This window comes from Aquimarina macrocephali (assembly GCF_051627225.1).
Taxonomy (GTDB): domain Bacteria; phylum Bacteroidota; class Bacteroidia; order Flavobacteriales; family Flavobacteriaceae; genus Aquimarina; species Aquimarina macrocephali.
Window position 1 is genome coordinate 4,951,356 of sequence record NZ_CP151795.1, and the last position, 17,710, is coordinate 4,969,065.

15 protein-coding genes are annotated in these 17,710 nt (G+C 31.6%); 12 read left to right on the plus strand and 3 right to left on the minus strand.

The genetic code is table 11. The features are described 5' to 3' along the window. The first annotated feature begins 25 nt into the window (after positions 1–25). Positions 26–736 carry a DUF2490 domain-containing protein gene (locus tag AAFU52_RS21930; RefSeq protein ID WP_438423555.1) on the plus strand — a complete coding sequence of 237 codons (711 nt, stop codon included), beginning with the start codon at positions 26–28 and terminating at the stop codon, positions 734–736. 9 nt (positions 737–745) lie between these two features. Further along, complete coding sequence (locus tag AAFU52_RS21935) at positions 746–1,579, plus strand: carbonic anhydrase (RefSeq protein WP_438423556.1); 834 nt, start codon at positions 746–748, stop codon at positions 1,577–1,579. Positions 1,580–1,829: 250 nt separating this feature from the next. Here the strand turns inward: AAFU52_RS21935 and AAFU52_RS21940 are convergent, their stop codons facing one another. From AAFU52_RS21940 to AAFU52_RS21950, 3 genes are all read right to left on the minus strand, one after another. Next, entirely contained in the window at positions 1,830–3,158 is a 1,329-nt protein-coding gene (locus tag AAFU52_RS21940; RefSeq protein ID WP_438423557.1) for an IPT/TIG domain-containing protein, read from the minus strand. Between the two features lie 261 nt (positions 3,159–3,419). Then, positions 3,420–4,118, minus strand: coding sequence for a LytR/AlgR family response regulator transcription factor (locus tag AAFU52_RS21945; RefSeq protein WP_035091487.1), 699 nt, complete (start codon positions 4,116–4,118; stop codon positions 3,420–3,422). Then, positions 4,118–4,747 (minus strand): sensor histidine kinase, encoded by a 630-nt coding sequence (locus AAFU52_RS21950; RefSeq protein WP_438423558.1) that lies wholly within the window; start codon positions 4,745–4,747, stop codon positions 4,118–4,120. Before AAFU52_RS21950 ends, AAFU52_RS21945 begins: the two co-directional genes overlap by 1 nt. A 632-nt stretch (positions 4,748–5,379) precedes the next feature. Between AAFU52_RS21950 and AAFU52_RS21955 the strand changes: the two genes are divergently transcribed. The 10 genes from AAFU52_RS21955 (at position 5,380) to glgB (ending at position 17,656) form a co-directional block, all read left to right on the plus strand. Further along, on the plus strand, positions 5,380–5,886 hold the full coding sequence (locus AAFU52_RS21955) for a nuclear transport factor 2 family protein (RefSeq protein ID WP_438423559.1): 507 nt from the start codon (positions 5,380–5,382) through the stop codon (positions 5,884–5,886). Positions 5,887–5,903: 17 nt separating this feature from the next. Further along, positions 5,904–8,066 carry a DUF5916 domain-containing protein gene (locus AAFU52_RS21960; RefSeq protein WP_438423560.1) on the plus strand — a complete coding sequence of 721 codons (2,163 nt, stop codon included), beginning with the start codon at positions 5,904–5,906 and terminating at the stop codon, positions 8,064–8,066. Between the two features lie 245 nt (positions 8,067–8,311). Next, positions 8,312–9,205, plus strand: a complete 894-nt coding sequence (locus AAFU52_RS21965; RefSeq protein ID WP_438423561.1) for a phospholipase A — start codon at positions 8,312–8,314, stop codon at positions 9,203–9,205. A gap of 185 nt (positions 9,206–9,390) precedes the next feature. Further along, entirely contained in the window at positions 9,391–10,707 is a 1,317-nt protein-coding gene (locus AAFU52_RS21970) for a cation:proton antiporter domain-containing protein (RefSeq protein ID WP_024770193.1), read from the plus strand. Continuing rightward, complete coding sequence (locus tag AAFU52_RS21975; protein WP_051473723.1) at positions 10,707–11,423, plus strand: helix-turn-helix transcriptional regulator; 717 nt, start codon at positions 10,707–10,709, stop codon at positions 11,421–11,423. The genes AAFU52_RS21970 and AAFU52_RS21975 overlap by 1 nt, the downstream gene beginning before the upstream one ends. A 126-nt stretch (positions 11,424–11,549) precedes the next feature. Then, positions 11,550–11,864, plus strand: a complete 315-nt coding sequence (locus tag AAFU52_RS21980) for a hypothetical protein (RefSeq protein ID WP_024770194.1) — start codon at positions 11,550–11,552, stop codon at positions 11,862–11,864. A 117-nt stretch (positions 11,865–11,981) separates the two neighbouring features. Further along, on the plus strand, positions 11,982–12,782 hold the full coding sequence (locus AAFU52_RS21985; RefSeq protein WP_438423562.1) for a DNA alkylation repair protein: 801 nt from the start codon (positions 11,982–11,984) through the stop codon (positions 12,780–12,782). Between the two features lie 275 nt (positions 12,783–13,057). Continuing rightward, positions 13,058–14,467: a glycogen synthase gene (locus tag AAFU52_RS21990; protein ID WP_438423563.1), complete on the plus strand. Its 1,410-nt coding sequence runs from the start codon at positions 13,058–13,060 to the stop codon at positions 14,465–14,467. Between the two features lies 1 nt (position 14,468). Further along, positions 14,469–15,740 (plus strand): glucose-1-phosphate adenylyltransferase, encoded by a 1,272-nt coding sequence (locus AAFU52_RS21995; protein ID WP_438423564.1) that lies wholly within the window; start codon positions 14,469–14,471, stop codon positions 15,738–15,740. Positions 15,741–15,745: 5 nt separating this feature from the next. Continuing rightward, entirely contained in the window at positions 15,746–17,656 is a 1,911-nt protein-coding gene (glgB, locus tag AAFU52_RS22000) for a 1,4-alpha-glucan branching protein GlgB (protein ID WP_438423565.1), read from the plus strand. Positions 17,657–17,710 lie beyond the last annotated feature (54 nt).

Here is a 17,710-nt window from a genome sequence, read left to right on the forward strand (position 1 = left end):
GATATTTAATTTTAATAATAATATTGTGAAATATATAAAAATCATACTGTTTATTATTCCAATAACAGTATTTGGTCAAAACCTGACCACAGAAAAGAGTTATAGCTCCTGGAATTCTATAATTGTCGATTACGCTATAAACAATAAAGTTTATATAAAAAATGAAGCACATTTTAGAAGAACCAGTTTTTTAAAAGAGTGGCAACAAATATTAATTAGACCTTCTATACATTATAAATCCAATGAAACTCTGGATTTTGCAGTAGGTTATAGTTTTGCAAAAAATTATAAGCCCACACATAACTTTAATGAAAACAATGTTTGGGAACAAGTGACATTATCTCATATGTCTGGGAAATCTAATTTTAAACATCGATTTAGATTTGAACAACGTTTCATTGATCAGGTTACAGAAGTAACTCCTAATGTTTTTAAAACCAATGAAACAGATTTTAAAATGCGATTTAGGTATCGTTTTACATTTCAGATTCCTTTGTTCACAGTGTATGGTAATACAAAAGTAAAGGGAGTTGTTTTTGATGAAATTTGGTTGAATACAGACTCGGGGATTGTTCCTAAATCTTTAAATCAAAACTGGTTTTATGTTGGGTTATCATATCCTATACTTAAAAATACATTCATAGGACTTGGTTATATGAATGATTATGTATCAACAACGACTAATCATTTTAGGAATAACCACATTTTACAAACAACACTTAAGTTTCATATTTAAATAAAAGAAATGAAAATCTATATTAATACTGTATGTATAGTAGCAATTACAACGATAATTGTAATAACTTCTTGTACGAATACAAAAGAGAAAATTAGAAAGGAACACTCTTTAGAAATTACTAAAGAAAAAACCATTACGACAACAGATCATGCAAAAAAGCATTGGAGTTATGTAGGGGAAACGAGTCCAGAACATTGGGCAGAAATTGAAAAGAATTCAGATTGTGGAGGGAAATTTCAATCCCCTATAAATATTGTGAGTTTAAATGCAATAGTTGATACTAATTTAAAACCCTTAGCTATTCATTATGTATCTAATACCAAAATACATGATGTGGTTAATAACGGACATTCAATTCAATATAATTTTGAAGAAGGAGATTATCTTATGTACAAGGATACTAAATATAATTTAAAGCAAATTCATTTTCATGAGTCTTCAGAACATACCATAAATGGTATTCGATATCCAATTGTAATACATATGGTACATACTAATTCTAAAGGAGAATACTTAGTTCTTGCTGTAATGGCAAAAGAAGGGAAAACCAGTGCTCCTTTCAGATTTTTAGAAAGTTATTTACCTGTTAAAAATGGGGAAACTAAAACTATAGGAATGCCATTTAATCTTAGTTATAACCTTCCAAAAGATAAAGGATATTATACCTATGTAGGATCATTGACCACACCACCATGTACTCAAGGTGTAAATTGGTTTATTTTTAAAGAACCCATCACAATATCTTTAAGACAAGTAAAAATCTTAAGAGATCTGATGCCTTTAAATAATTATAGAAATGAACAACCATTAAATGGAAGAGAAGTGAAAATGACAAAATAATTAATTCATAATAAACAGAGTTAATACATATTCTTCAAAGATGATCACTTATAAAACACGTATTGTTACGTGTTTTATAAGTGATTTAATCTCATTTCAATTTTCAAATAACACTTTTAGAATAATATAATATAGCTACAAATCAGATATATTCATTTTGTAATTTTCTTCGATTGGGATTTCAATAGTATATTTCGAAAAGCAGAAAAACCCTAAAACTTAGTAAGCTCGTAATACACGTTTCAATTATTTAAAAATAATGCTTTAGTATCTTTCCATTCGCTATAACCCAAAGTGTATCCTCGTTGTATAAAACTCCTTTACAGTCTGTATCATTAGTATAATAAAGTTCCCATGATGCTCCTCCGTCTACAGTTTTAAAAATATTTTTTCCTGAGATATACCAACCAATGTCTTTGTTTTTAAATGCAAATGCTTCTGCTTTTGAGCTGCTTTCACGAATAATACTCCAGGTATCTCCTTTTGTTTCTGATTTAATAATCACATATTTTTCATCACCATTAAGGTTCTTAACATAAGCAATGGCATATCCTGTAGTTGCATCTACAAAATGAATTTTCTTGATATATTCATAATTACCCGCTTTATTTTCTATTTGTATTTCTTTATTAGTCCAGTTTCCATCTTTTAAGTATAATAGCTTAGCAGGATAGTAAGACTTGTTTTCAGGGAATGGGTATGTATATCCTCCTAACCAAACCTGACTTGAAGAAAGTGCAAAAAAAGCTTCGAATTCGAAATTTGAAGGAACATTTTCATGTACTTTATCAAATGTACTACCAGTATCAGTAGATTTATAAATTCTTCCTTCTGATGTTGCGACTATGATATTAGTTTCATCATTATCAACAAAAAAATCTAATCCCCAAGAACCATTTTGAGTAAAATCATTAAGCAACTTGCTTTCTCCTCCTTTATTTTTACGGTATAAAGCCAATGATCTTAATGAGTATTCATTTTCTTTTGAACTTAAAAAGAATCCTCCATCAAGAAAATTATGATCTTGATTAATATTAGAAATACTAACTCCCCCGTTAAACGATTTGGTTACTTCAAAAACATCATTGGATGAATTATTTTGTATCGAAAAATAAACTTTTTCTTTATCAACACCTCTAAAATTCTTTATGCTTTCAATCGAATTATAATCGTGATCAATTATTATCCACTTATTTTTTGTATTGTCTAATACAGCTAAGTTTTTATACGAATCATTAAAAGAAATATTCGTATTTGGAATTTCAATTTTTAAATCTGGAAGCGCACTAAGCCCTTCAGGTACTTTTATTGTTATTGTAGTATTGTTAACAATAGTAACCTCAACTGCTTTATTGTCCAGATATACTTTTGTATCGGTTATATCACTACCAAAATTTTCTCCTAGAATAGATACTAGATCGTTGACATAGGCATACTCTGTAGAAAAAGAAGTAACCTTGGCGTCTATTACTTCTATTTGTTCATTAAGATCTTGGCTATCTTCTGAGTCTGAACCGCAACCAAAGGTCGTAACTAATAGTAATGTAATTAATGAGTAATTTAAAAAACGTTTTTTCATTTTGTTTGTATTCCTTTTATTTTTCCAATTAAAATTAGACCATAAACACGTACTTCATCAGCTTGTATATCCACAACCTTACTTAAATCAGTGTAAGTCTATTCCTATGGCGAATATAGTACTATCAATAACTAAAAAACAAGAGCGGGTGGTATATATTTATAAATTGAGGATGTTAATTTATATGTTTTACTGAGGATTCAAGGGAGCTAATACTACCAATAAACATTTTCAAATAGCACTCTTAGCAGAATAAAAAAACTACAAATCAGATATATTCATTTTGTAATTTTCTCCGATAGGAATTTCAATAGCATCAATTTCAATATCTTGTTTTGTATATGCTGTAATTTTATCTCGATTTACGATATAGGAACGATGCGTTCTTATAAATCGTTCATCCAATCTATCTTCGAATGCCGTTAAGCTATACTTTATAAGTCGAGTTTTATTAGATAAATGAATCTTAATGTAATCCTTCACACTTTCTATATATAAAATATCATCATAAAAGACTTTCACTTGTTTTCGATCTTCACGTATAAAAATAAAATTATCCTTTTGGGTAGTGGTAGTCTTCTCAACTTCGGTTGAGATTGATCGTGTATTTTGCAATGAGATAAATTTTTCGGTTGCCATAAAAAACCGACTAAATGTTATGGGTTTTAAAAGATAATCTACAGCATTCAATTCAAACCCGTCAAGAGCATAATCTCTATATGCCGTGGTAAATATTACATGCGGCTTAACAATAAGGTTTTTAAAAAAATCCGTACCATTTAATACAGGCATTTCTATATCGAGAAAGAGTAAATCAATTGATTGTTGTTGTAAAACTTTACTAGCTTCTATGGCACTATTACAGGATGCCACTAATTCAAAACCATCCAACTGTTTCAAATGTGTTTCGATTAGCTCTCTAGCCAATTCTTCATCATCTACTATTAAACATCTATACATTATTTAGCTTCCAAAATTAAATGAACACAATATTTATCATTTTCTTCCTTAATATCCAAAGAATAATCTTCTCCGTATAATAAATCTAATTGTTTTTGAACATTACTTAACCCAATACACTTCTGATTTTTATTTTCAACAGATATCGTTGATTTAGAATTTTCAATATTAAAAATAATATGATTGTTATCTGAGCTAATTGTGATTGAAATAAAAGCTTCCTTTAGTTCCTGACTCACACCATGTTTAAATGCATTTTCAATAAAAGTTAATAACAGTAAGGGGGCTATTTTAGAGTCCTCTGTACTACTATTTTTAAAAGAAATACGAACTCTATTTCCATACCGTATTTTTTCTAAAGCAATATAATTCTCAATCAACTCTATTTCTTTTTGGATAGAAACAAATTTGCTATTACAGCGATACAGCATATAATCCAAAATATCGGATAGTTTTTCAATCACTTCTGGTGCCTGATCTGATTTTTTTATGGCTAGAGCATACAAATTATTAAGTGTATTGAATAAAAAATGCGGATTTAATTGATTTTTCAGAGCAGTCAATTCGGCTATTTTTTTCTGTTCATTGAGTTTTAAATAATTCTGTTGGTTTTTATAAAACCTGAACATTAAAAGTAGGGCAGTAGGGGTTAAAAATTTAATACTCTTACTTAAAAAAACCGAAAAACTTGAAAGCCTTTCCCAAAAAGATTGTTTTGCATAATGTTGCACTATTGGGCTGTAATATTCAAAGTACCTAACGTCATAGTAGTATATTCTATAAAGAATATACAAGGCGTACATAAAAACCAATAGTATAATCAACCATAGAGCAAACAAACCTGTTTTTCCCTTATTCAAAAAAACTGGAACCAAATAGTATAGACAAGTGTATGCCAGCAGTATTTGTATTGCAATGAAGATTATATAAGACTCAACTATTTGTAGATAGCTGTTATAGTTATCAATATTAGCAGATAATGTGAAATACAAGAATATACCCATCCAGAACAATACGTGTCGTATTTCTGATTTATTAAAGTATGTTTTTAAAGACTCCATATACCAAATAGCAAATATAACTTATACAACTCGCATAAAGATTATTTATCTACCAAGCTAGTATTTATAGCTACAAATAGGCAAAAATCAATGACCAAAACCTAAAAAGGCCTTAATCGACAAAATTTTCTCTTCGGTCTACTTTTTAAAAACCGTATGAATATCAACCATAGTTTTGATCAAACTTAAGATACAAAACCATGAAACGTCTATTTTTTACCACGCTCCCTTTTTGTTTTTTAATTGTTTTATCACAAAACAAGATGATTAACCATGATAAAACTATTATAAATAACGATATGCCTTTTTATAATAGTTTAAACGCGATAGTCAAAACAAACCATTCATTATCAGAAAAGGAAATGATTGAAAAAACACTTAAGAATTATATTCAGGGGAGTTCTTATAATGATGTAGAAAAACTAGAAAGTGCCTTTACTGCTGATGCAACTTTATATCTTACAGTAAGAGATACATTTAAAAGATTAACTCCAACAGATTATCTCAGGTTTTTTAAGAATAAGAAAAAAGGAGCCTATAATGGAAGAATAGGAAATATTCTTTCTATCGAGATACACCGTGATATAGCCACAGCCAAAGTCGAAATTTTAATACCTGAAAGAAAATTAAAATTGATAGATCTTTTTCTATTAAAAAAGCTAAAGGATGATTGGAAAATAATTAGCAAAACAGCAACACGATTATAGATTTTTAAATTTTATATATGAAAAAAATACTTCTGATAGTACTTTGTTTTTTTTCTGCTTTACATACTCAGGCGCAAACAAAAACAATTCAATTTAAGAATGCTACAATTACTATAGACGGTCAGTTAGAGGAGCCTATTTGGAATGAACTTCATGAGCATACTGGATTTTATAATTATATGCCAACAGATGAAGGGTTAGCAGAAAATCAAACTTCTGTAAAACTATTTCATGATGGAGAATATTTATATGTGAGTTTAATTTATAATGATACTACAACAAAAACGCGAGTTAATTCATTAAAACGAGATGTTCCTATAGGGTTAAGTGATGGATTTGCCATGGTTTTGGATACTCAAAATCAACAACAAAGTGCATATTATTTTTCAGTAAATAGTTACAGTACACAAATAGATGGTCTTGTTGAACGTATCAATGAAGGGTATAGTTTCAGTACAAGCTGGAGTACGGTATGGAAAGCCAAAGCTTTTATTAATGGAAAGCAAAAGCAATATGAAATAGCTATTCCATTAAAGGCACTAAATTTTAATGCGAATAATGCTGTTTTCGGAGTTCAGTTTTATGTTAGAGATATTAAAAAGAATTCCTGGACTATTTTAAAAAATGTAAAACGAAACTATCGCCTTTTTGACTTACGTTTTACAGAAAAAATGACCGTTGAAGCATTGCCTAATACATCAATTTCACGTTTTACGACAACACCATCTATTACCGCAAATTATCAGAATGATGTGGTGGATGATGATACAAAAACTACCTTTAAACCAAGTTTAGATGTGCAATATAATGTAACTTCTTCTTTACGATTAGATGCGACAATAAATCCTGATTTTTCGCAGATTGATATTGATCAACAGGTAACAAACCTTACTCGGTTTTCGATTTTTTTTCCAGAAAGACGTAATTTTTTTCTTGAAAATTCAGATCTATTTTCAAATCTTGGTGTTGATGGAGTAAATCCTTTTTACTCAAGGCGTATTGGAGCAAATTCAGATATTCAATTTGGATTAAAATTATCAGGAAATGTATCTCCAAAAACTAGAATTGGAATTTTAGACGTACAAACAGATAAAGAAAACGAAATTGCATCAGAAAATTTTGGAGCCCTGGTTGCCGAGCAGCAATTATCAAAAAAATTTACTGCAACTGGTTTTCTTATCAATCGCCAACAAACAGATAAATTTAAATTCACTAATGACTATAATCGGGTAGTAGGAATCAATCTCAATTATAAATCAGATAATAATAAATGGCTTGGTTTGGCAAATTATGGAAAGAGTTTTAATGATGGGATTTCTAAAGACAATAATTTTTATAATGCAGCAATTTGGTTTAATAAAAGAGGATTAAGCTGGAATGCTTCTATCAAAAATCTAGGTAAAAACTATATAACAGATGTTGGTTTTACACCTAGATTGTATAATTATGATGCTATTAATGATGTTGTTATAAGAGAAGGGTATACCCAAACTACTGCGGGATTGGAGTACGAGAAATTTTATGAAAAATCAAAAAGATTAAACTCTGTTCGTTATTTAAATTATAAGAATGATACCTATTTTGATGAACATGGTAAATTGAATCAGTCATCACACTTCTTAAACTCAGCTATATTCTTTAAAAATCTATCAGCTATATATTATGTGTTTAAATATGATTATGTTGATTTAAGATATGGTTTTGACCCATTGGGGAATGGTAATTCTTTAACCCCAGATGAGTATCGCTTTGGTATTTTAAAGGTTGGATACAATTCTGCCAATAATCAAAAATTAAGATACCGTTTTAATGTGCAAAAAGGGAATTATTATAGCGGAAAAAGAATAGCTGCGGGAGCATATTTAAATTATCAGTTATTACCTTTTGCTAATTTAGAATTAAGGTATGATATTAATAAAATTGATTTGAATCTGTTAGGAAAAGAAACTTTTCATTTAACTCGTTTTACGGGGCAAGTTTTCTTTTCAAATCGTTTAAACTGGACAACCTATGTGCAGTACAATACACAACGAGATAATTTTAATATCAACAGCAGATTACAATGGGAATACAAACCTTTATCATATGTATATTTGGTTGTTTCTGATAATTATAACAAAGATATCACTCGTACAAACTGGGGAGTCGCCTTTAAAATGAATTATCGATTTGATTTTTAATCTTTAGCCTTTTAGATAGTAGACGTAGTACAAGATGTATTTATTAAAGCAGAAAGTATTGTATATGGAATAGGGGGTATCCTTTTTTGTGTACAAATAATTTACTCTATTTGATAAATAGTTACTTGTTAAAAGTATGTATATTTATCCCATCCTACATTTTAAAAATTACATATATACCTCATTTAGAATATTAGGAATCATTTTCAATATAGTTGAGTATTAAGAGTAAGAAAATTGCATTCGTGAAAGTATTTATTTCTCTAATTTTATTGGTTTTTACCTACTCTTTTAGTTTGGGGCAAACCATAATCCATGATCCGGGAGGAAATTTATCCCAACGTTGGCTAATCAATAATGATACTATTAAACTTTTTAAAATAGTACCATATAAACCAGTCTATTTCTTGCTGGCCAACTATACCAGTGATATAAATAATCAACCCATAAGTGATAACCCAATAAATTCTGTAGATGAATCTTCTGATTTTTCAAATACCGAATTAAAATTTCAACTTAGTTTTAAAACCAGAGCTGTAAGAAACATATTTGGTAAAAAGATAGGCGGTGATTTATGGGTTGCCTATACTCAATCTTCTAGATGGCAACTATACAGTGCACATATCTCCAGACCTTTTAGAGAAACTAATTATGAACCAGAATTTATGCTAACCTTTCCTACAGCTTATAAAATTTGGGGACTCAATGGTGTATTTGCAGGGATTGGTGTTAATCATCAAAGTAATGGGAGGTCAAATCCCTTATCCAGAAGTTGGAACCGGGTTATTTTACAGGTTGGATGGGAAACCCCTTCTTTAAGCATTGTACTACGACCATGGTGGCGTGTACAAGAAACTCCTATAGAAGACAACAACCCGGGAATAGAAAATTATATAGGACGTGTTGAACTTTTATCTGCATTCTCTAGAGGAAGACATGATGTAAGCATAATAGCAAGACATTCATTACGAGGAGGAAGTAGAAATCGAGGTAGTATTAAGTTGGATTATGCAATTAAAGTACTGGATCTATTACAGATTCATGCACAGGTATTTCATGGATATGGAGAAAGCCTTATAGATTATAATCATAGACAAACTACTGTTGGAATCGGGTTATCCCTTTTACAATGGAGGTAATATTTTCTAGAATAGAATACGATAGGTAAATTTTATAGTATTATGTTTTAGTAAAAACCTCTACCTCTGGAGTATACTTATATCAAACTATAAAGTAGTTAAAAGTAACTCTTTTACTTTAAAATAATTTACTATCTTTTCATTCGTTTATAGATCATCTAAATATAATCAACCAAGACCTCCTTATGGAAATTTTCTCTTCTTACAATGTTATTATAGGAATTTCGCTTATTATCATCTTATCCTTTATCTTTAATGGAGTTGCCAAAAAAACTAATGTTCCTGCGGTACTACTATTAATTGTTCTGGGGATTATCATACAATATATTCTTAAAGCTTTTGGAGGCGATACTATTGATTTTTTCCCAATGCTGGAAATGCTGGGTATTGTAGGGTTGATTATGATCGTTCTCGAGGCAGCCTTGGAGTTAGAGTTAAAAAGTGATAAACTCATGCCCATTCTTAAATCGATGGCTATTGCTTTAATTGGATTGGTAGCCTCTACATTTATAGCAGCCGTGATTTTAAAAGCATTAGTAAAAGGAATGACAATGCAATCTGCATGGTTGTATGCCACACCATTATCTATATTATCCAGTGCAATTATTATACCTAGCGTATCATCACTGCCAACTGCAAAAAAAGAATTTCATATCTATGAAAGTACATTTTCTGATATTCTGGGAATTATGCTGTTTTATTTCCTTACCGGAAGATTAAATCCAGCAGAAGATTCGGGAGTAGGTGGTTTTTTTCTTAATCTAATTCTTACGATTGTGATTTCGTTAGTAGCTAGTTATGCTATTATTCTGATATTTCAGAAGATCAAAAGCCAGGTGAAACTGTTTTTACTTATCGCAGTACTGTTGCTATTGTATGCTTTAGGAAAAAAAATGCACTTATCATCATTAATAATTATTCTGATCTTTGGATTAGTTATTGCCAATATGAAATTATTTTTTCAAGGAAAACTTAGAGGATACCTTCATCTCGAAAAAGCAAAATCTATCTATCATGAGTTGCACGTAATTACTGCAGAAACTGCCTTTGTGATACGTACATTGTTCTTTGTGATTTTCGGAATTACCATTGTGCTTTCTTCCTTGTTAAGTCTAAAAGTTACTCTGATTAGTCTTTTGATATTAATCTCTATTTATGTTATACGATATGGGTTGCTACGCCTTTTTATGGGAAAAGATATTTCACCCCAATTGTTTATTGCACCAAGGGGGTTAATTACAGTACTTTTATTTTATGCTATCCCCGCAGAAGCTATGATTGAAGGATTCGAACCGGGAATATTGTTATTTGTAATTATAGGTACTAGCTTGATTATGACAGGAGGGATGATAAGAGATAAAAAAATGAATCCAACTCAAGAATTGGAAACAGCAGAACCTAATGAAAGTATAGAAGAAACTGAATACTTTATTAATAACACAACAGATCTAAGTGAGATTGATGATGCTTTATCATCATCTGATGAACATGAAACCGAATAATGAAACGTTTACATCGATTAACAGCCATATTAGTAAAATTACAATCCAAAAAAGTTGTTCAGGCAGCAGAACTCGCGAACAAGTTTGATGTGAGTTTACGTACCATATATAGAGATATGCAGGCTCTCACTGATGCAGGAGTGCCAATTGGCGCCGAAGCAGGTACAGGATATTATCTGGTAGATGGGTACTCTTTACCACCAGTTATGTTTACCGAAAAAGAGGCAAATGCACTACTTACTGCGTCCAAAATTATAAAAACCAATAATGACCAATCCCTGATTAATGAATATCAGGAAGCTATAGATAAGGTAATTGCAGTACTTAAAACTACACAAAAAGAAAAACTCAAAATTCTAGAAGAACGCGTTTTTACGTATAACAGAACTGCAATTCACCCAAGTACTTCTTTATCTGTCATTCAACAAGCCATTACAGATTTTAGAGTGCTCGAAATCCAATACACCAAAGCATCCGGGGAGTATAGTAAAAGGTTGATTGAACCACTTGGAGCTTATTTTACTAACAATACCTGGATTATGATTGCTCATTGTAGATTAAGAAAAGATTACCGTGAGTTTAGAACAGATCGTATTGTTAATCTTATTGAAACTCAAGAACTTTTTTCTCCTAAACATTTTAGTCTGGAAGATTATTACAAAAAAAGAGCTGAAGAGTGTAGCTATTCAACTTTTCCAAAAGAAAAATACTACTGACATAGGGTTGTCACAGGTGTGATTTAGTTTTGATGAAAATCATAAATTACAAACAATTAATCCTAATCAATTATGGTAAGCCTATTGTTTAATTGTGCAACAAAACTTAATCAAAACCCTTTGTTAATGAAAACCAGAAGTAAAGTAGTAGAAGTTGTATTATTTGAAGTAAATCCAGGATATTCAAATACAGAAGCCGAAAAAGCATTATCTTCTTTAAATGATGTTTTAAAACTATATTACGGATTTATAGAAAGAACTACAGCAAAAAATGGAGATGGAAAATATATAGATATTGTGTATTGGAGTGATATGAAATCTGCCAAAGATGCAGCTACAGATATTATGAAAAACGATATAGCCACTTCGGCTTTTAGTATCATTAAACCCGAATCGGTTCAAATGCATCACTTTGATACTTTTAATCAATTTGAAGAATAATTCTTTTTTTAAGTATTAAAATACCCTCTTCTACGAAGGGGGTTAAGAAACTTACTTTTCTTACCTATACACTATTTTGTTACATTTGAAAAAGTACATTATACACATATCATTACTATGATTCCAGAACATATTCTTAATAGAAAAGGAGCTAGAAGTTTTAAAGACCTTGATACCGAAGTTATATCCTATTTAAATAAAGGATTGATCCAAACTGCAAATCTTATGGAGTGGCTTACTGTGGACCAGTTGGTACTCTTAAAAAAGATTCTTGATGATCTAAAAAAGCTGGATTGGTATGATAGCTTTTATGAGGCCGTGTCAGCCCAAAAGAAACCTTCTGCTAATGCTAATACCAAAGTTATAGGAATGACATTTCTACAGCTAACCAATGACCAAAGTATTATTGATTACCTTTCTAATCATACTTCTGATGTACCACGGTGCTGGGCTACATATTGGGCAGGTCTTCGAGAAAGCGAAATTGATAAAAAACTTAAAGTCATTGCTCCTTATGCAGCAGATGTACACTTTGGAGTTAGAGAAGTAGCAATATTTGCCTGTAAAGAAGCTATTATTGAGAATCTGGATATGGCAATAGATATTTTATCAGAATGGACTTCTAGTACTGATGAAAATGTTAGACGATATGCTGTAGAAACTACACGTCCCATAGGAGTGTGGACCAAAAAAATAGATGAACTCAAAGAATACCCAGAAAAAGGGATTCCATTACTAGACCCTCTTAAATCGGATTCTTCTAAATATGTTAGGGATTCTGTTGGCAACTGGCTAAATGATGCCAGCAAAACCAGGCCAGATTGGGTGAAAAATATATGCGCCAGATGGGCAAAAGAATCCACGACCAAAGAAACACAGTATATTCTTAAAAAAGCACTGCGAACTATAAATAAGTAAAGATGAGTTCTAAGATAGAATATCAGGATTTCTATTTTTCAACAGAATCTAATCTTAATACCAACTAGTCATAAAATGATATAATATAGTTCCTCCTATTGCGAATTCTTCACTGAATGTTGATAATGAAATTTTTTGGTTATTTTTTTATTAAATAATCATTAACACTGCTTGTTTTTGAGATAATTACAATCAGTATCTATTGGGTTTTTCATAGTTTTAAATGATTTTTAAATCAATAAAAACAAGTTAAAAAAAATAGGTTCGTTTTATTCATGAATATTCTTCATACAAGTTTTGAATGTTATCCCATTGCCAAAGTTGGTGGGCTGGCAGACGTTGTAGGGGCTTTGCCAAAATACCAAAACAAAATGGAGCTTACTACTAGTGTAATAACTCCATTTTATGATAATCAATTTGTCAAGGATTCGAAACTCAAAACGATATACAAAAGCACAATACAGTTAGGAGAGCTCAGATATCCATATGTCATAGAAAAAATAAAATCTCCTGATATTGGATTCAATGCATATCTCGTATATATCAAAGGAGTATTAGATAGGCCCAATGTATATAATTACGAGGATGATGCAGAGCGATGCATTACTTTTCAATTAGCAGTTTTGGATTGGATAACAAGTTTAGAGGAGATGCCTGATGTAGTTCACTGTCATGATCACCATACGGCATTGATTCCTTTTTTGATGACCCATGCAAAACCATATGTAAATCTTCAGAAAACACCTACAGTCTTAACTATTCATAATGCACAATACCAAGGGCAGTTATCATATGATAAATTACATTACTTACCTGCTTTCGATAAAGAGAAAATAGGGCTGCTAGACTGGGATAACTGTATTAATCCATTGGCTTCAGGAATTAAATGTGCTTGGAGAGTAACTACGGTTTCCCCAAGTTATATGGAAGAGCTGCAAGAAAACGCAAATGGCCTGGAAGGACTTTTAAGGCATGAAAGAAAAAAATGTATAGGAATCCTTAATGGTATTGATACTCATACCTGGAACCCCGAAACAGATCCAATGGTAATTAGCAATTATCAAGAGTCTAATGTAGTTTTTGGCAAAAACGAAAATAAAAAATGGATCTGTACTCATTATGATTTAGACATAGATAAACCTCTTTTTGGCTTTATTGGACGGTTAGTAGGAGAAAAAGGAGCAGATCTCCTACCAGGCATTATTAGAGAATCTCTGCGCACTACAGATATAAACATTATGATTTTGGGTTCTGGAAATCCCGAAACAGAAGAACAATTGCGAGCATTACAAGAAAAATTTACAGGTAGATATAATGCATACATAGGGTATGATGAAAAGTTATCTCATATCATTTATGCAGGAGTAGATTTTTTATTAATGCCGTCTCGGGTAGAGCCTTGCGGCCTTAATCAGATGTATGCATTGCGATATGGAACCATTCCTATAGTTAGAAGAATCGGTGGACTTAAGGATACAGTTATTGATGTAGGAGAAGAAGGTTTTGGGATATGTCATGATAATGCCTCGGTGCAGGATGTTTGCTATGCAATAGAACGTGCAGTAAACCTATATAATGATCAAATAAAATATAGAAATATACAAAAACAAGTAATGAAAATCGATCACTCATGGGATCGATCTGCTCATCAATATATTGCCATATACAAATCACTAATATCATAAAATGATCAATAAAAAAGTTCTTGCCATTATTTTAGGAGGAGGTCAGGGAACCCGATTATCCCCACTTACAGATCAACGATCTAAACCTGCAGTATCTATAGCTGGAAAGTACAGGTTAGTAGATATTCCTATTTCTAATTGTATACATTGTGATATAAAAAGAATGTTCGTGCTTACTCAGTTTAACTCTGCATCCTTGAATAGGCACATTAAGAACACTTACATTTTTAGTAATTTTAGTGATGCTTTTGTTGATATTCTGGCAGCAGAGCAAACTCCAGATAATAAAACATGGTATCAAGGTACTGCAGATGCAGTACGCCAATCGATGTATCAATTATTAAACCATGAGTTCGAATACGCATTGATCTTATCTGGTGATCAGTTATATCAAATGGATTTTAATGAGATGTTAGATGCTCATGTAAATAAGGGAGCGGATATTTCTATTGCAACTATTCCTGTTAAATCTAAAGAAGCCACTCAGTTTGGGATCCTAAAAACAGATGAGAATAGTTTTATCTCTTCTTTTGTAGAAAAACCAGATCTGGAAGAACTTTCTGGATGGGAGTCTGAAGTAAGTGATGAAATGAAAAAAGAGAACAGACATTATCTTGCATCCATGGGGATTTATGTATTTAATAAACAACTCCTGGTCGATATTTTATCAAACCCCGATACTGTTGACTTCGGAAAAGAAATTATTCCACAGGCAATTTCAAAAAATAAAGTATTGGCATATCAATATGAAGGATATTGGACAGATATTGGAAATGTACCTGCTTTTTTTGAAGCAAACATTAACTTAACCGATGATATTCCTCAATTCGATTTATTCAACAATGAAAATTCGGTTTTAACCAGGCCACGTATACTTCCTCCTTCAAAAATTTCGGGCACCCGATTAAACAAATCCATGATTGCCGAAGGTTGTATTATTAATGCTAAAGAAATAGAACGCTCAGTAATTGGTATTCGTTCAAGAATCGGAGACGATACAATGATCAAAAACACCTATATGATCGGAAGTAATACTTATCAAAATATGAATGAATTAGAAAATGATCGCGATAATGGGATTCCGCCGATTGGTGTAGGAGATCGATGTTCTATTACTAATACTATTATCGATAAAGATGCTAGGATAGGAAATGATGTTGTTATTAATGGAGGAATTCATCTTGAAGACACCGAACAAGATTCATATGTAATAAGAGAAGGAGTTGTTGTTATAAAAAAGGGGACTGTAATCCCTGATGGATTTAAATTATAGTGTGTATGGATAGTGTAACTCCTTGTAATTTCTTTTCAGAATTTGATATAAACCTTTTTAAAACAGGTAAACACTATCGTTTATACGAAAAATTCGGTTCTCATATCACTACAATTAATGGAGTAGAGGGTACTTATTTTTCCGTTTGGGCACCGTCAGCAAAATCTGTTTCTGTAATTGGAGATTTTAATCATTGGATTGAAGGAAAACATCAATTACATGTGAGATGGGATGAGTCCGGAATATGGGAAGGCTTTATCCCGAGTATAGGAAAAGGAAGTGTCTATAAATATAAAATTCATTCTAATCATAATGATATCAAGACAGAAAAAGCAGATCCTTATGCCCGGCGGTGTGAGCATCCTCCAAAAACGGCTTCTGTTGTCTGGGATGATAAATATAATTGGGAAGATGCGGCATGGATGAAAAAACGCAAAGAACACAATGCTCTTGATGCTCCCTATTCTGTATATGAAGTGCATTTAGGTTCCTGGAAAAAAAAGATAGAAGAAGATCGATCTTTATCATATATAGAACTGTCTGATGAATTGGTTTCTTATGTCAAAGAAATGCAATTTACTCATGTAGAATTGATGCCAGTGATGGAGTATCCTTATGATCCCTCATGGGGATATCAGCTTACAGGATATTTTGCACCTACATCTCGTTTTGGGTATCCAGAAGAATTTAAAGTATTGGTAGATAAACTTCACCAAAATGATATTGGTATTATCCTGGATTGGGTACCATCACATTTTCCTGAAGACGCTCATGGATTAGGTTTTTTTGACGGAACATGCCTCTATGAACATCCCGATAGAAAAAAAGGGTATCATCCAGATTGGAAAAGTTTAATATTTAACTACGGAAGAAATGAAGTAAAAAGCTTTCTGATTAGTAATGCTATTTTTTGGTTGGATCAATATCATGCTGATGGATTACGTGTAGATGCAGTAGCTTCTATATTATTTTTGGATTATTCTCGTGAGGATGGAGAATGGGAACCTAATATATATGGCGGTAGAGAAAACCTTGAGGCTATTTCTTTTATGAAAGAATTAAATGAAGAAGTATATAGTAGTTTTCCCGATGTGCAAACCATAGCAGAGGAATCTACATCGTTTCCTATGGTTTCTAAGCCTACATATCTGGGAGGGTTAGGTTTTGGGATGAAGTGGATGATGGGATGGATGCATGATACACTACAGTATTTTGCAAAAGAACCAATTTATAGAAAGCACCATCTAAATGATCTTACCTTTAGTATGACCTATGCATTTACCGAAAATTTTATGCTTCCATTATCACATGATGAAGTAGTTCACGGTAAAAGCAGTATACTTGGAAGAATGCCAGGAGATGAATGGCAGCAGTTTGCCAATCTTAGATTGCTATATACCTATATGTTCACACATCCAGGTGTAAACCTTTTGTTTATGGGAGCCGAACTAGGGCAGCGAGAAGAATGGAATTTTCAGAATAACTTAGATTGGTATATACTTCAGTATACATATCATTCTGGAATTCAGAAAATAATAAAAGATTTAAATGTACTATACAGAAAATACCCTGCATTATATCAAAAACAGTTTAGTACATCGGGGTTTGAGTGGATAAGTTATGACGATCATGAAAATTCTGTTATCGCCTATATGCGAAAAGGAAATGAAAAAGAAACTCTCTTGATTATTGTTTGCAATTTTACTCCAATACCAAGGACAAATTATCGTATTGGATTGCCCGATAAAGGAAAACTGGTACAACTATTTAATAGTGATGCCAAAGTATACGGGGGTAGTGGTGTTTCAAATAAAAAAGAATTGGTTATAGCATCAAAAAAATGGCACAATCAAAAATATTCTGTAGCGGTTGATATTCCTCCTTTAGGAGCCGTTGTATTTAAGATTAATAAATAAGCACCTATAAAAAAATATAAACAGTAGAAGTCTCCCAAACCTAACTAATCGAAA

Excerpts from the sequence above, each read along its gene's own strand:
- AAFU52_RS21990 (WP_438423563.1), top strand. The coding sequence starts at position 13,058 with ATGAATATTCTTCATACAAGTTTTGAATGTTATCCCATTGCCAAAGTT.
- AAFU52_RS21995 (WP_438423564.1), top strand. The coding sequence starts at position 14,469 with ATGATCAATAAAAAAGTTCTTGCCATTATTTTAGGAGGAGGTCAGGGA.
- AAFU52_RS21955 (WP_438423559.1), top strand. The coding sequence starts at position 5,380 with ATGAAACGTCTATTTTTTACCACGCTCCCTTTTTGTTTTTTAATTGTT.
- AAFU52_RS21945 (WP_035091487.1), bottom strand. The coding sequence starts at position 4,118 with ATGTATAGATGTTTAATAGTAGATGATGAAGAATTGGCTAGAGAGCTA.
- AAFU52_RS21985 (WP_438423562.1), top strand. The coding sequence starts at position 11,982 with ATGATTCCAGAACATATTCTTAATAGAAAAGGAGCTAGAAGTTTTAAA.
- AAFU52_RS21980 (WP_024770194.1), top strand. The coding sequence starts at position 11,550 with ATGAAAACCAGAAGTAAAGTAGTAGAAGTTGTATTATTTGAAGTAAAT.
- AAFU52_RS21940 (WP_438423557.1), bottom strand. The coding sequence starts at position 3,158 with ATGAAAAAACGTTTTTTAAATTACTCATTAATTACATTACTATTAGTT.
- AAFU52_RS21960 (WP_438423560.1), top strand. The coding sequence starts at position 5,904 with ATGAAAAAAATACTTCTGATAGTACTTTGTTTTTTTTCTGCTTTACAT.
- AAFU52_RS21950 (WP_438423558.1), bottom strand. The coding sequence starts at position 4,747 with ATGTTCAGGTTTTATAAAAACCAACAGAATTATTTAAAACTCAATGAA.
- glgB (WP_438423565.1), top strand. The coding sequence starts at position 15,746 with ATGGATAGTGTAACTCCTTGTAATTTCTTTTCAGAATTTGATATAAAC.
- AAFU52_RS21935 (WP_438423556.1), top strand. The coding sequence starts at position 746 with ATGAAAATCTATATTAATACTGTATGTATAGTAGCAATTACAACGATA.
- AAFU52_RS21970 (WP_024770193.1), top strand. The coding sequence starts at position 9,391 with ATGGAAATTTTCTCTTCTTACAATGTTATTATAGGAATTTCGCTTATT.
- AAFU52_RS21975 (WP_051473723.1), top strand. The coding sequence starts at position 10,707 with ATGAAACGTTTACATCGATTAACAGCCATATTAGTAAAATTACAATCC.